This window comes from Flavobacterium sp., from assembly GCF_039932285.1.
Classification (GTDB): domain Bacteria; phylum Bacteroidota; class Bacteroidia; order Flavobacteriales; family Flavobacteriaceae; genus Flavobacterium.
The window spans coordinates 1-12,576 of sequence record NZ_JBDTQE010000077.1 but is presented as its reverse complement, the minus strand read 5'-3'; the positions used below and the strand labels follow the sequence as shown (position 1 = coordinate 12,576).

15 protein-coding genes are annotated in these 12,576 nt (G+C 29.4%); 11 read left to right on the top strand and 4 right to left on the bottom strand.

Going from position 1 to position 12,576, the window contains the following annotated elements; all coding sequences use genetic code 11:
• The first annotated feature begins 18 nt into the window (after positions 1 to 18).
• From ABI549_RS11825 to ABI549_RS11815, 3 genes are all read left to right on the top strand, one after another.
• Positions 19 to 471 (top strand): hypothetical protein, encoded by a 453-nt coding sequence (locus ABI549_RS11825; RefSeq protein ID WP_348076670.1) that lies wholly within the window; start codon positions 19 to 21, stop codon positions 469 to 471.
• 103 nt (positions 472 to 574) lie between these two features.
• Entirely contained in the window at positions 575 to 1,102 is a 528-nt protein-coding gene (locus ABI549_RS11820) for a DUF4252 domain-containing protein (RefSeq protein ID WP_348076669.1), read from the top strand.
• 2 nt (positions 1,103 to 1,104) lie between these two features.
• Positions 1,105 to 1,641: a DUF4252 domain-containing protein gene (locus tag ABI549_RS11815; protein ID WP_348076668.1), complete on the top strand. Its 537-nt coding sequence runs from the start codon at positions 1,105 to 1,107 to the stop codon at positions 1,639 to 1,641.
• 56 nt (positions 1,642 to 1,697) lie between these two features.
• Here the strand turns inward: ABI549_RS11815 and ABI549_RS11810 are convergent, their stop codons facing one another.
• From ABI549_RS11810 to ABI549_RS11795, 4 genes are read right to left on the bottom strand one after another with little or no spacing between them, the layout of a single operon-like run.
• Positions 1,698 to 2,138, bottom strand: coding sequence for a sterol desaturase family protein (locus ABI549_RS11810; RefSeq protein WP_348076667.1), 441 nt, complete (start codon positions 2,136 to 2,138; stop codon positions 1,698 to 1,700).
• Positions 2,139 to 2,142: 4 nt separating this feature from the next.
• Positions 2,143 to 2,982 carry a phytoene/squalene synthase family protein gene (locus ABI549_RS11805; RefSeq protein WP_348076666.1) on the bottom strand — a complete coding sequence of 280 codons (840 nt, stop codon included), beginning with the start codon at positions 2,980 to 2,982 and terminating at the stop codon, positions 2,143 to 2,145.
• Position 2,983: 1 nt separating this feature from the next.
• Positions 2,984 to 4,447 (bottom strand): phytoene desaturase family protein, encoded by a 1,464-nt coding sequence (crtI, locus tag ABI549_RS11800; protein ID WP_348076665.1) that lies wholly within the window; start codon positions 4,445 to 4,447, stop codon positions 2,984 to 2,986.
• Positions 4,448 to 4,496: 49 nt separating this feature from the next.
• Positions 4,497 to 5,396, bottom strand: a complete 900-nt coding sequence (locus ABI549_RS11795; RefSeq protein WP_348076664.1) for a MerR family transcriptional regulator — start codon at positions 5,394 to 5,396, stop codon at positions 4,497 to 4,499.
• An 84-nt stretch (positions 5,397 to 5,480) separates the two neighbouring features.
• On the opposite strand from ABI549_RS11795, the gene ABI549_RS11790 reads away from it, so the two are divergent.
• The 8 genes from ABI549_RS11790 to ABI549_RS11755 all read left to right on the top strand — a co-directional run.
• Entirely contained in the window at positions 5,481 to 6,617 is a 1,137-nt protein-coding gene (locus ABI549_RS11790; RefSeq protein WP_348076663.1) for a lycopene cyclase family protein, read from the top strand.
• Positions 6,618 to 6,876: 259 nt separating this feature from the next.
• Positions 6,877 to 8,181: a phage integrase SAM-like domain-containing protein gene (locus ABI549_RS11785; protein ID WP_348076662.1), complete on the top strand. Its 1,305-nt coding sequence runs from the start codon at positions 6,877 to 6,879 to the stop codon at positions 8,179 to 8,181.
• A 58-nt stretch (positions 8,182 to 8,239) separates the two neighbouring features.
• A complete protein-coding gene (locus tag ABI549_RS11780) occupies positions 8,240 to 8,941 on the top strand; it encodes a hypothetical protein (RefSeq protein WP_348076661.1) in 702 nt (233 codons plus the stop codon).
• Between the two features lie 70 nt (positions 8,942 to 9,011).
• A complete protein-coding gene (locus ABI549_RS11775) occupies positions 9,012 to 9,281 on the top strand; it encodes a helix-turn-helix domain-containing protein (protein ID WP_348076660.1) in 270 nt (89 codons plus the stop codon).
• Positions 9,282 to 9,285: 4 nt separating this feature from the next.
• Complete coding sequence (locus ABI549_RS11770) at positions 9,286 to 9,813, top strand: hypothetical protein (protein ID WP_348076659.1); 528 nt, start codon at positions 9,286 to 9,288, stop codon at positions 9,811 to 9,813.
• A complete protein-coding gene (locus ABI549_RS11765) occupies positions 9,810 to 10,508 on the top strand; it encodes a hypothetical protein (protein ID WP_348076658.1) in 699 nt (232 codons plus the stop codon). Before ABI549_RS11770 ends, ABI549_RS11765 begins: the two co-directional genes overlap by 4 nt.
• 276 nt (positions 10,509 to 10,784) lie before the next feature.
• A complete protein-coding gene (locus ABI549_RS11760) occupies positions 10,785 to 11,453 on the top strand; it encodes a hypothetical protein (RefSeq protein ID WP_348076657.1) in 669 nt (222 codons plus the stop codon).
• Between the two features lie 78 nt (positions 11,454 to 11,531).
• Positions 11,532 to 12,576 (top strand): hypothetical protein (locus ABI549_RS11755; RefSeq protein WP_348076656.1); only part of this gene is annotated, 1,045 nt, incomplete at its 3' end.

Sequence of the window (12,576 nt, the reverse complement as noted above, 5' to 3'; positions counted from 1 at the left end):
TGACAAATACCCATAATTATGGAATTCAATAAAATAGAAATAATATTAGAAAAATACTTTCAAGGAGAAACCTCGATTGCCGAAGAAAAGGAGTTGCGCAGCTACTTTTTATCTCAAGATGTGGCGCCACATTTAGAGCAATATAAAGCAATGTTTGGTTATTTTACCCAAGCAAAAAAACAAGAATTTGTACAAGAGATTCCACAAATCACTAAAAAACGAAATGTTATGTGGTTGTCTGTTGCAGCATCAGTTGTGGTTTTGTTAGGTGTTGCTACGTTTTTTATGATAAATAATAATGAGCCTGTAAATCGCCAGAATGAGTTGGGAACTTACGAAAGTCCAGAAATTGCATTCAAGGAAACACAAAAAGCATTAGCCTTATTATCATCAAATGTAAATGTTGGCATAGAAAGTGTAATGTATGTACAGGAGTACGAAACTGCTAAAAACAGAGTTTTTAAAAAGTAAATTCAATCATCAATCAATTAAAATCAAAATCATGAAATCAAAAATTAACAACCCGAGCTTTTGCGAACTGGCGAAGCAATTCCGAAAAATAAAAATTACAATTATGAAAAAATCAATAATTATAGCCTTATTTATCTTACTACCATTTTTTAGTCAAGCACAATCATTGTTTGACAAATATGACGGACAAGATAGTGTAACCTCGATAATCGTAAACAAGAAAATGTTCGATTTGATGAGCAAAGTAAAAATGGAAGCTTCAGACAAGGAAGCACAAAAATATTTGTCATTAATTAAAAAATTAGACAATCTAAAAGTATTTATGACATCGAATGTTAAAACTACTGCGGATATGAAGGTTAATGTAGACAAATATCTAAAAAATAGTAATTTAGAAGAACTAATGCGTGTGAATGATTCAGGTAAAAATGTAAAGATTTACGTAAAATCAGGAAGTTCAGATAGTCAAGTAAAAGAATTGTTAATGTTTATAGAGAATACTAATGTAAAAGACAACCAAACAGTTTTGATGTCACTTACAGGGGATTTCGATATTAATGAAATTTCGACACTAACAAACAAAATGAATATTCCTGGAGGCGATGTTCTTAAAAAAGCGGGTAAAAAATAATCATGGCAACATTAGTAAGATTTCTCGTAGGATGTACTTTAGCACTATTATTTAGTTGTAAAAGTGAACCAAGTTTGCAAAAGTATTTTGTCGAAAATACTGAAAACAAAAATTTTGTAGCGCTCGATTTAACTCCAAAAATGTTAAATATAGACAATGCTAAATTAAGTGTTTCACAAAAAGAAGCTTTGGCATCATTTGAAAAAATAAATGTATTAGCATTTAAAGTAAATGATAAAAATAAAGCCCAGTTTGAAGTTGAAAGAGCAAAAGTAAATTCGATTTTAAAAGATGAAAAATACCAACAATTAATGAAGTTTGGTTCTGGAAAAGAAGGAGCTCAAATAAGTTTTGTAGGAACAGACGAGCATATAGAAGAGTTTGTTATTTATGGAAATAAAAAAGAAAATGGGTTTGCTGTAGTTCGAGTTTTAGGAAAAGATATGAATCCTACTTATATTATGGAAATGATGAGTGTTCTTAAAAGTGGAAATGTAAATCTAGACCAATTAAAACCATTGCAAGAGTTAATTAAATAGTTTGACTTATTTGTTATTAAAAAAGAAAAGCGATCTAACCAGATCGCTTTTCTTTTTTATTTGAAATATTTGAAAGGAACAATAAGCATTCCGAAACATTCTCCATCTCCTTTTCCTATATGCTTATGATGCATTTTATGTGCTCTACGAACTGCACGAGCATATCTGTTATCAGAATTTCTGAATAATTTAAATCTTTGATGGATAAAAATATCGTGAACTAGAAAATAAGTTAATCCGTAAGCAAAAATTCCTAAACCAATGGCAAGTCCAACTGCAAGAATATTATTTTTCCAGAGTAAAAAGAAAATTATGCTCACAATAGCGTAAAATATAAAAAAAGCATCATTTCGTTCAAACCAAGAATCGTGGTCTTTCTTGTGATGGTCAGCATGCAAATTCCACAAAAAACCATGCATGATATATTTGTGACTAAACCAAGCCATAAACTCCATAAAGAAGAAAGTAATAAAGAAAACTAAGATATATAACCACATAATTTTATAATAAATTTAAACGATATTTTACATAACAATTAGCAAGTAAACCAACTTTTTGATAATCTGAAACCCGAATTCTAGTATTTTTTATTTCTTCAGAAGGCGTTTTTTTTAATTTAGATAATAGCTTTTTGTAATAAACATAAGCCGTATAAACACCAAATTTTGCTTCAATTGGTAAATTTATAATTCCATCATAACCCGCTTTAAAATCGGCTTCAATTTCTTTAATAATTTCTTTTTTAGAAGCTTCATTAAGTTGTGATAAATCAGTATTTGGGAAATAAGTTCTATCTAAATCTTCAAAATCTGCTTTCAAATCTCTTAAAAAATTTACTTTTTGGAAAGCTGAACCCAATCGCATGGCAGAATTTTTGAGACTTTCATATAATTCGACATTTCCTTTTACAAAAACTTTTAAACACATTAGTCCAACAACATCGGCACTTCCGTATATGTATTCGTTGTATTCGTCTTTGGTTTTGTACTCTTTTTTTACTAAATCTAGTTTCATACTTTTCATAAAAGTATCGATTAGTTCATTGGGAATATTGTATTTATGAACTGTATGTTGAAAAGCGTTTAAAATTGGATTTAAGCTTATTTTTTGTTTTAAAGAATTTTCTAAATCTATTTCGAAGGTATTAAATAAGGATTCTTTATCATAATCGTGAAAACTATCTACAATTTCGTCTGCAAAACGAACAAAACCATACACATTATAAATATCCTGCCTTATACTTGGAGCAAGCATTTTTACTGCCGATGAAAACGAAGTGCTGTAGGATTTTGTTACAATCTTACTACATTCATTAGATACTATGTCAAAAAGTGATTTCATATTAAGATGAATATTTTTTTATTAAATCAGCTACTAATTTCCCAGAGATTAATGCGGGCGGAACCCCAGGACCAGGAACAGTTAGTTGTCCTGTAAAATATAGGTTTTTTACTTTTTTACTTTTTAATTTAGGTCTTAAAAAAGCCGTTTGTAGTAAAGTATTCGCCATTCCGTAAGCATTTCCCTTATATGAGTTATATTCTTTAACAAAATCATTTACACAAAATGATTCCTTAAATATAATATTTTTTTTAACTTCTTGGTTTGTTATTTTTTCGAAACGAGTCATTATTTTTTCGAAATAAGCATCTCTTAATTCTTGTGTGTCTTCAATACCTGGAGCAATTGGTATTAAAAAAAATCCATTTTCGCAACCTTCAGGAGCTGTTTTAAGATTGGTTTTTGACGTAAAATTCGCATAAAATAAAGGTTCAGTAGGCCATTTAGGATTGTCGTAAATTTCTTTTGCATGCAAATCGAAATCAACATCAAAAAATAAATTATGATGAATCACATTGTCTAATTTTTTGTCGAAACCAACATAGAATAGGAGAGAAGATGGCGCAAAAGTCTTCTTGTCCCAATATTTTTCAGAATATTGTCGATATTCTGGTTCTAAAAGTGTTTCGGTATGATGGTAGTCTGCTCCAGAAAGTACAATGTCAGAAGTAATTATTTCATCATTTATTAGAACTCCTTTAGTAGTTTTATTCTCGACAACTATTTTATCAACATTTGCATCTGTAATTATTTTTACACCTAATGATTTAGCTAAAGTTGCCATTCCGTTTATCACATCATAAAAACCATTTGTAGGTTGCCAAGTTCCTAATCCAAAATCGGCAAAATTCATAAAGCTATAAAATGAAGGTGTTTTAGATGGTTTTGCTCCAAGAAATAAAACTGGAAATTCTAATACTTGAATAAGTTTTTTATTTTTAAATTCTTTTCTAACATCTTTACTAATAGTCGAAAAAAACTGATCTATTTTTTTAGCTGTTTCTATTGTTATGAGTTCAAGTGGTGATTCTCCGGGTCTATATACTAAATCTTTTATAGCGATATCATAATTGCTTTGCGCTTCAGATATAAAATTTTTTAGTTTATTTCCACTTCCGGTTTCAATACTTTCAAAAGTGTCAATTATTTCTTGTAGATTGTCTGAAATGGCTATAAAATCATTTATACCATAAAATACCTGATATCCTGGTGATAATTTTTTTAAATCATAATAATCAGATGGTTTTTTCCCAAAATCTGCAAAGAATTTTTCAAAAACATCTGGCATCCAATACCACGAAGGCCCCATATCGAAAGTGAATCCTTCTTTTTTAAATTGTCTTGCTCTTCCTCCAATTGTTGTGTTTTTTTCGTAAATAGTCACATCATTTCCAGCTTGTGCTAAATAACATGCTGCTGCTAAAGATGAAAAACCAGATCCTAATATTGTAATTTCTTTTTTCATAATTGTTTAACAAATATATAAAAAAGTTAAACAAAAAAAATGTTAAACTTTATATTTCTTCTATAATTGATTCTATTGATTGAAATAATCTTGTTTTTTCATTCAAAATATTGAGATTTATTTCAGTGGTCATTTTTCCTATAAGCCAACATTCAGAGGAGTTATCAATAAGAATCTCAGTTTTAAGTCTCTCGATATAATCGTTAATTTCATCCTTTGTAGGCTGAACAGTCATATAACTTACAAAAGTTATTTTTTCGAAATATCGTTGAATGTCCTTAAGACTTTCTATTGGAACACTTTCTCCAAGATATATAGTTTTATAACCATTTAATATAAATTCATAGTTAAGATACATTAATCCAAGTTCATGAATCTCGTTTGAAGGTAAATATAAAACAAAAATTTTATCAGATCTAGTAGGCTCCAAAACTTGAATTTTTTCGGTATTTGTGATAAGTTTTTGTTTTATCAAATGACTTATAAAATGTTCGTGAGCAATTGTTATAGTATTAGATTGCCATAGTAAGCCTATTTCGTTCATTAGCGGAATAAAAACTTCATAAAAAACATCTCTAAAAGATTTTTCGGATAACAAATTATTGTAAGTATTAATAAAAAGAGTTTGATCAAAATTCATCATAGCCATTTTAAAAGCATTTATAGCATGGCTTTTTGCACTTTTTTCTGACACAATTTCTCTGACCAAAGCAGGAATTTTATCAGGGGATAATTTAGATATTCGAGATATTTTGTAACCATAATCATGAAGCAAAGTTATGTTTAACAGTTTTTGAAGATTATGAATATCATAAAGACGGATATTTGTATCGGTTCTCATAGGTTCTAGTATAGAATATCTTTTTTCCCAAATACGAATAGTATGTGCCTTTATTCCCGAAAGATTCTCAAGGTCCTTGATGCTAAATATTGTTTTAACTGCGTTCATCTTTTTGTTGTAAAAGTTAAACAAAACTAAATAAATAATTGTTTTGTTTTCTTATATTTGTTAAAATACTTTCAAAAAATTCACATGAAGTACGATTATATCTTTGCTGGAGCGGGATTAGCAAGCCTAATGATTTTAGATAAAATGATAGATGCTAGGTTATTAGATAGCAAAAAAGTATTATTGTTAGATACTAATGATAAAAATGATAACGACAGGACTTGGTGTTTTTGGGAAGAGGAATCGGGTGATTTGGATGATTTAGTTTCTAAAAAGTGGGAAAAAGCTTTGTTTACTAATGAAAAACAAACAATAGATTGTCTTCCAGATTGTTCAAATTATAAAATGATTGAGTCAATTCGTTTTTATAATTATGTTTTAAATAAACTAAAAAAGTATCCAGAAATTATCTGGAAAAAAGAAAAGTTTATTTCTTTTGAAGATAAAAAAAAAGAAGTGATTGTAAAAACCAATACAGAGAATTATACTACATCAATACTTTTCAATAGTATTTTTGATGCATCTAAAATTGAAAATAATAAAAAATACCCGCTCTTAAAACAACATTTTATAGGTTGGTTTGTGAAAACTACAAACCCAATATTTGATGCCAATTGTGCTACTTTCATGGATTTTTCTATTCCGCAAAAAGGAAATACACGATTTATGTATGTTTTGCCATTTTCTGAAACTGAAGCATTAGTCGAATATACTTTATTCTCTCCCAATTTGTTACAAGAAGGCGAGTATGAAGAAGCCATAAGTAGTTATCTAAAAGAAAAAGGAGCTACTTCTTTCGAGATTATTAAGAAAGAACAAGGAAATATTCCTATGACAGTTTTTCCTTTCTGGAAAAGTAATTCGAAAAACGTTTTGCATATAGGAACAGCTGGTGGTTGGACAAAAGCTAGTACAGGTTATACTTTTAAGAATACAATAAAGCAATCGGAAAGAGTGGTTTTGTTATTAAAAAATTTAACAATCGATTTTAATAAATTTCATAAACCCAATAGATTCTCATTTTATGACAAACTTTTTGTTGGTGTTTTGTACAAAAACAATGAGTTAGGTAAAAAGATATTTTCTAATATGTTTCTAAAAGTAAAATCAAAAAAAATATTGAGATTCTTAGATGAAAAATCTAATCTGAAAGAAGAATTAGAAATTATATTGGCTTGCCCTAAAATACCGTTTATAAAGGCATTACTAAATCTTTTATAAGTAGTTTCCTAGAAAAATATAAATAAAAAAATCACAAATCATTGCTTTTGAATAATTTGCGATTTTAGTATGTGACCACGGCGGGGACAAAGCCCATGTATTTACATGTTTTTATGTATTCTTTAAATTTCATAAAGTATTTATTTACAGTGAATATAAGCAATTTTAAGAAACAATTAAATACAAACAGATACGTGATTTATCAACTAGATATCAACTAAAATCGTTTTTATGATTATATTTGTATAAAACAATTCAGATGAAAATTAAGTTTATAATTCAAAGCAAAAGCGAACCTGTAAATATTTATGCATTCCTTTCGGCTGGTTATAGAAAAGAATTCAAAAGAAAAACAGGAAAAATTATTAGTCTTAAAAATTGGGATCAAGGAAAAGGATTTCCTAAAGGCAGTACAGACGATATAAAAAATTTGAGAGCAGATTTAGCAGATTTAGCAAATTTCATAACAAAAGCATTTAATAAAGATGAATCTGCAGGAATTGAAATTACAGGTGATTGGTTGCAAAAAAATATTGATGTTTTTAACGGAAAATCCGAATTAGTCAATATAGATATTTTGACTACGTACATTCAAAAATATATTGACGAAGCTCCCTATAAACGAAATGCAAAAAAAGAATTAGGATTAAGCACCGGACGTGTTCAGAATTTAAAATTATTCAAAAGTACTATCTTACGTTATGAAGCTGACACGCTAAAAGGCAAAAGCATTTTGATAAAAGACATTAATTTAAAATTTCTTGAAAAATATAAATTGTGGATGTTTGGCAAAGGCTATTCCACAAACTACGTAGGCAAGAACATTGCAAATTTTAGGACCATTTGTCGTGATGCTGGCAAAAACGATATTGAAATTTCAACACAAGTTAAAAATATTCAAGGAATTTCCGAGAGTAGAGAACCGGAAGATATAATCACTTTAAATGAGGATGAACAGGAAGATATAAAAAAAGCAGAATTATTTAGAGAGGCTTTAATAAATGCACGTAAATTTTTGTTATTAGGTTGTCTTATTGGTCAGCGCGCTGGGGATTTGCTGAATATTACCGACAAGAATATAAAAGAGATAGGAGGTATGAAAATCATTGAATTGAAGCAACAAAAAACGGGTAAACTAGTTGCCATTCCTCTACTTCCCGAAGCATTGGAAATTCTTAAAGATGGATTGCCTTATAAAATATCGTTATCCCGCTTCAATGAATACATCAAAGATGTTTGTCAAGCTGCAGGAATTGACAAGCCAACCAAAGCAAGAATAAAAGAGAAAAAAGGAACTCCACACAAAAAAGATATATTTCCTAAATGGCAGGTTGTTAGTTCTCATGTTTGCCGCCGTTCATTTGCTACGAACTTTTACGGACGTATTCCTACACCCGTTTTAATGAGTATCACAGCCCATGGAACGGAAAGAATGTTTCTCTCATATATCGGCAAAACTACTTATGACAACGCTTTTCAAATGGTTGAATATTTCAACAAATTAGCACCAAAGCCAAAAGAAGTTCCGAAAATGGAAGTAATAAAAAATGGTACAGATAAATAGAAATAAACTTTTTTAAGATTGTATAAATACCTTGAAAATAAATTCAGAAGCAAATAAAATGGAAAACATCAATTCAGATAATTCAATAGAAAAAATAGAGTTTCTTATAACAAGATTAGTTGATTTTTCAAATGAAAATGAATTTGATCATACTCTATACCTATCATTTGCAAATGAAAAGGCAAAAACTTTCAATCGTTATTTTGCTGAAATAGACAATGAAACCCACAAAGCAAAGATAATTTCAGATTTAAAAACAAACTTTCATTTTGAAGTGGATAACATTGTTAATGAAATGCTATCAACTAAAGACAACACTCAATATCCTAGTGATGGAACAACCTATTATATTTCACGTCCTATTCTAGACACTAGAATAAAAAGTTACAAAAATAACTATAAAGAGCTTATTCAATTGTTTTTAAATTCAGTCGAATTTGAGACTAAATCCAAAGTAAAAGATAAAACTAAAGAAGCTTGGTTTCTTACTGGAATTCAACTTGCAAATGGTAAGGCTTATGAATTACGTGATCAGGGTTTTTCTTTTCGAGACATTGCGTTAAAATTAGGATTTAAAGCTAGTGATAATAGTTACTTTTCAACTTCCTTTGGAACTTCAAAGGATAGTAAAAATATCTTTAATTCATTGGATAGACTTAAAGAAATAATTGAACATTGTAATCTACATGATATAAAAATATGTTCCAAATTTTCAAGTGAATGTGCTTCAAAATACCAAAATGAATTGATATTTAACTGATACAGTATCACTATATCGTATCGTATCGATTGTGCCAATTTCGCAGTATTAAACTTAAATACTCGAAATTATGGAAGCACAAATTTTATTTCAAGGTTGCACATTTCAACAATTAGCTGAAGCAACCGCAGCAATTCTAAACGACAACAAAACCATTACAATTTCACAAGACGAAAGCGATTTAGTGGATCGTAATGGAGCTTGTGCAATACTTCATTTTAACAAAACTACTTTACACAAACATACTAAAAGCGGTAGATTAAAATCATACGGCATTGGTGGTCGTGTTCTGTATAAAAAATCTGAACTAATAGAATCAGTAACCTTATTAAAAAGATAAGGTTATGAGTAATAGTAAAACACAGGCAAATGGAACTATTAAATCAAAATCAAGACATGTAAAATCTGAAGCTATCAAAGCTCTGGAACAACTTGCCTTTGAAAATCTTAAAGTAAAATTTCCTTCTTTTCCATTCCCACCAAAGCCAAAGTACAATGATACTTCTACAAATCAGCTCACAAAAAGTGTGATTGATTATATAAGACTGAGCGGAGGACAAGCTGAAAGAGTAAACTCAACAGGCTTTATGAAGGACTCTCGCAAAACATCAACTGATATTTTAGGTCGTACTCGTACAATTGGTAGTACTAAATGGATTCCTGGGAATGGACAAACTGGGACAAGTGATGTTCATGGTGTCGTAAATGGTAAAAGCATTAAAATAGAAATCAAATGTGCAGCTACTGGTGACGATTTACAGTCAGAAGGACAAATTGCTTATCAAAAAGAAATCGAAGCGGCTAAGGGTGTTTATTTGATAGTTAGAACTTTTTCAGATTTCTATGAATGGTTTAATAACGCAAGCTTATGAGTGATGAAAAAGAAAAATATTTCAATTTCCCAATTCATTTACTACAAGGGTTCATTAAAGATTCATATAAATGTTTAAACGATATTACAGATTTTGCAATATATGAAAGATCGATAGAATTAGCATTTGGTGACGAATTAGAAAGAATGAAAAGTGCTGCTAAATTTTATGATTTGAAATTAAGTAATTATGATAATAGTCTTAAAAATGGAATTAGGATTTACAACGAAACAGTTGGAGAAAGATTACCTAAAACGGGATTAAGTCTATCATTATTCTGGGAATATTATAAAAACGATAAAACTGAATTCGATAAAGTTTGTCTTCTTGCATTTTTAGCTCTTAGAAGCATAATTCAAAACAAAGCTTACACGAAAGTAGATAATAAGTATTTACTGTCTCGTATGGACGGAAAAGCTCGCTCATTTGATCTTTCAGAACTATCTGAAGAACTTCTTAAATATTCTTCCAGAAGACTATTAGAAAAAGTAAAGAAGGAATTACAGTTTAACTGGTATTTGATTTATTACTCCAGATATACAAGAGGTTTTTATATATCATTCAAATTATCTCTTGAAGATTTAATTTTTGAAGCTGAGAAAAGAAGAGTCTCAACTAAAGAAAAGGAACAAAAACAGATTAGAGATGAGGCATTAAGAAAAGCTTTGTGTCGATTAACGATTAAACCTCCATAAGGACACTAAAAGTACTTCAATTGTACAGCTATAAAAAAGAGAATCCAATTGATGCGCTATTAGTTGACAATTAAAAAAAACATTGTGTACACCTATATAAATATTATTTATAAAAGTCTTTTATAAATATTTAAAATAAATATAATCGAAGAGAGTGTTTTTTTTCAAAAAACGTCCACGCCATTTTTGAATTAGTTTAAATAAATATTAATAAAAAAAAATAAACCAGAGGCCGCGGGCTAAATTCTTAAAACAATCAATCAAAATAAAAATACTATGAAAAATAGAACGCTTTTAAAAGAAAATAAAGTCTTATGTCAAGAGATTAAAAATGACTTGATACAATTTAAGCCTGTTTTAGCTGAATTAAAAAGAAGCTACGAATCACTAGAATTAGGAGCTTTTAATGATTCCATATTTAAAACTTTAATGTTAACAGGCTCGCAAAATACTATTTCATTTTACTTAAATAATCTAAACGAGCAACTTGATCGTTTGGGTATTTCTTCAAAAATTATGAAGGAAAATATGATTTCAAATCATACTAATGTTATAGAAAAATTCAAGAATTCTATTCAAAATGCAAAGTTGTTTAAGCCAACGATTTATCATTCACGCCCTTTATTATCTATTAAATTCATATCGTTTAATGAGGTGTTTGTTATATCTAAAGAGGATGAAGAAGTAATCTTTGAGACTTATTGCAGAATTTATATTAACGAAAACGAACTTCCTGTACTAGAAATGGCTAATGAATTATTAGCTTCTTATAACAATTTTTTAAGCTTTATTGAAGATCAAGGAATCAGTAATAATAATTCAAATTGTCTGAATTTATTATTCAGCTTCAATAATGGAGAACCATACGTCGATGCGGACAAGTTACAAGGGCTAATTACTTATAAAAAAAGAGCTCTTGACTTTCAAAACAGGTTTACTATGTAAAACAAAAATAGGGCTTACGTTTTGTGTAAGTCCTATTTTGTCATTCAAAATTTTTAGAAACTAATAAAAAATAAAGCCATGGCCACACCCAACGGAATAATAACAAGAAAAGACATTATTACTGATGATGCATTGCAATTTGGTAGTGATTATGCTGCTGAACTTGAAAAAGCAATCGCAGCTAATAAACAGTTGTTAGCATCCTCTTTAGAATTATCCAAAGTTATGAGTTCATATCGTAAAATTGATAATAACCAGCAATTTTTAGAAGCTAAACAATCAGAAATACTTATATCACAAAAAATAGTTTTAGCATTAAAAGAACGAGAAGCTGCTGAAATTTCTTTAGAGAAAATAAGACAGGAATCAATTAAAACCGAAAAATTGCGTCAGCAATCTGAAAATCAAAGCCAAAAAGTAAAGCAAGCTACTGTAAAATTAACTATTGAAGAACGGGTTCAAAATGAATTAAACAATAAGGCTTTAAAACAAGGTGCACTTGAAAAATTAGGTCTTATAGGTGCTTACCAAAAATTAAATAAAGAACGTACAGATGCAAAGCGCAAGTTATTAGATTTAATTTCAACAGAAAATACTTCTACTGATGCTATAAAAAAAGCGCAAAAAGAGTTTGATGTTTTGGCAGCAAGAGTAAAGAAGGCTGATGACGCAGTAAATGATTTTACTAAAAATGTGGGTAATTATCCAACAATTGGAAAACTTACAGGAAGCCTTAAAAATTTAGTTGGCGCTTTTGGATTGACTGCTGGAATTGCTGGAATTGCATCAGTTATTAAAGGTGCATTTGAAACTATAAAACAGTTCAATCAATCTATTGCTGATTTATCTGCAATAACAGGCGCAAGTGGCAAAGATTTAGATTATTTAAAAAACCAAGCCATTTTATTAGGCAGAGAAACGAAAGGTGGTGCTGTTGCGGTTGTGGAAGCCTATAAATTAATAGCTTCTGCAAAGCCAGAATTACTTGAAAATGTAAATTCTCTAAACCAAGTTACAGAAGCTACCTTAACATTATCAAAAGCAGCTGGAATAGATTTACCGAGCGCTGCAACTGCATTAACTGATGCATTAAATCAATTTAATGCACCAGCAAGTGAAGCGG

Bases quoted from the DNA above. Each gene is read 5' to 3' on its own strand.
- ABI549_RS11825 (WP_348076670.1), top strand. From the start codon at position 19: ATGGAATTCAATAAAATAGAAATAATATTAGAAAAATACTTTCAAGGA.
- ABI549_RS11820 (WP_348076669.1), top strand. From the start codon at position 575: ATGAAAAAATCAATAATTATAGCCTTATTTATCTTACTACCATTTTTT.
- ABI549_RS11815 (WP_348076668.1), top strand. From the start codon at position 1,105: ATGGCAACATTAGTAAGATTTCTCGTAGGATGTACTTTAGCACTATTA.
- ABI549_RS11810 (WP_348076667.1), bottom strand. From the start codon at position 2,138: ATGTGGTTATATATCTTAGTTTTCTTTATTACTTTCTTCTTTATGGAG.
- ABI549_RS11805 (WP_348076666.1), bottom strand. From the start codon at position 2,982: ATGAAATCACTTTTTGACATAGTATCTAATGAATGTAGTAAGATTGTA.
- crtI (WP_348076665.1), bottom strand. From the start codon at position 4,447: ATGAAAAAAGAAATTACAATATTAGGATCTGGTTTTTCATCTTTAGCA.
- ABI549_RS11795 (WP_348076664.1), bottom strand. From the start codon at position 5,396: ATGAACGCAGTTAAAACAATATTTAGCATCAAGGACCTTGAGAATCTT.
- ABI549_RS11790 (WP_348076663.1), top strand. From the start codon at position 5,481: ATGAAGTACGATTATATCTTTGCTGGAGCGGGATTAGCAAGCCTAATG.
- ABI549_RS11785 (WP_348076662.1), top strand. From the start codon at position 6,877: ATGAAAATTAAGTTTATAATTCAAAGCAAAAGCGAACCTGTAAATATT.
- ABI549_RS11780 (WP_348076661.1), top strand. From the start codon at position 8,240: ATGGAAAACATCAATTCAGATAATTCAATAGAAAAAATAGAGTTTCTT.
- ABI549_RS11775 (WP_348076660.1), top strand. From the start codon at position 9,012: ATGGAAGCACAAATTTTATTTCAAGGTTGCACATTTCAACAATTAGCT.
- ABI549_RS11770 (WP_348076659.1), top strand. From the start codon at position 9,286: ATGAGTAATAGTAAAACACAGGCAAATGGAACTATTAAATCAAAATCA.
- ABI549_RS11765 (WP_348076658.1), top strand. From the start codon at position 9,810: ATGAGTGATGAAAAAGAAAAATATTTCAATTTCCCAATTCATTTACTA.
- ABI549_RS11760 (WP_348076657.1), top strand. From the start codon at position 10,785: ATGAAAAATAGAACGCTTTTAAAAGAAAATAAAGTCTTATGTCAAGAG.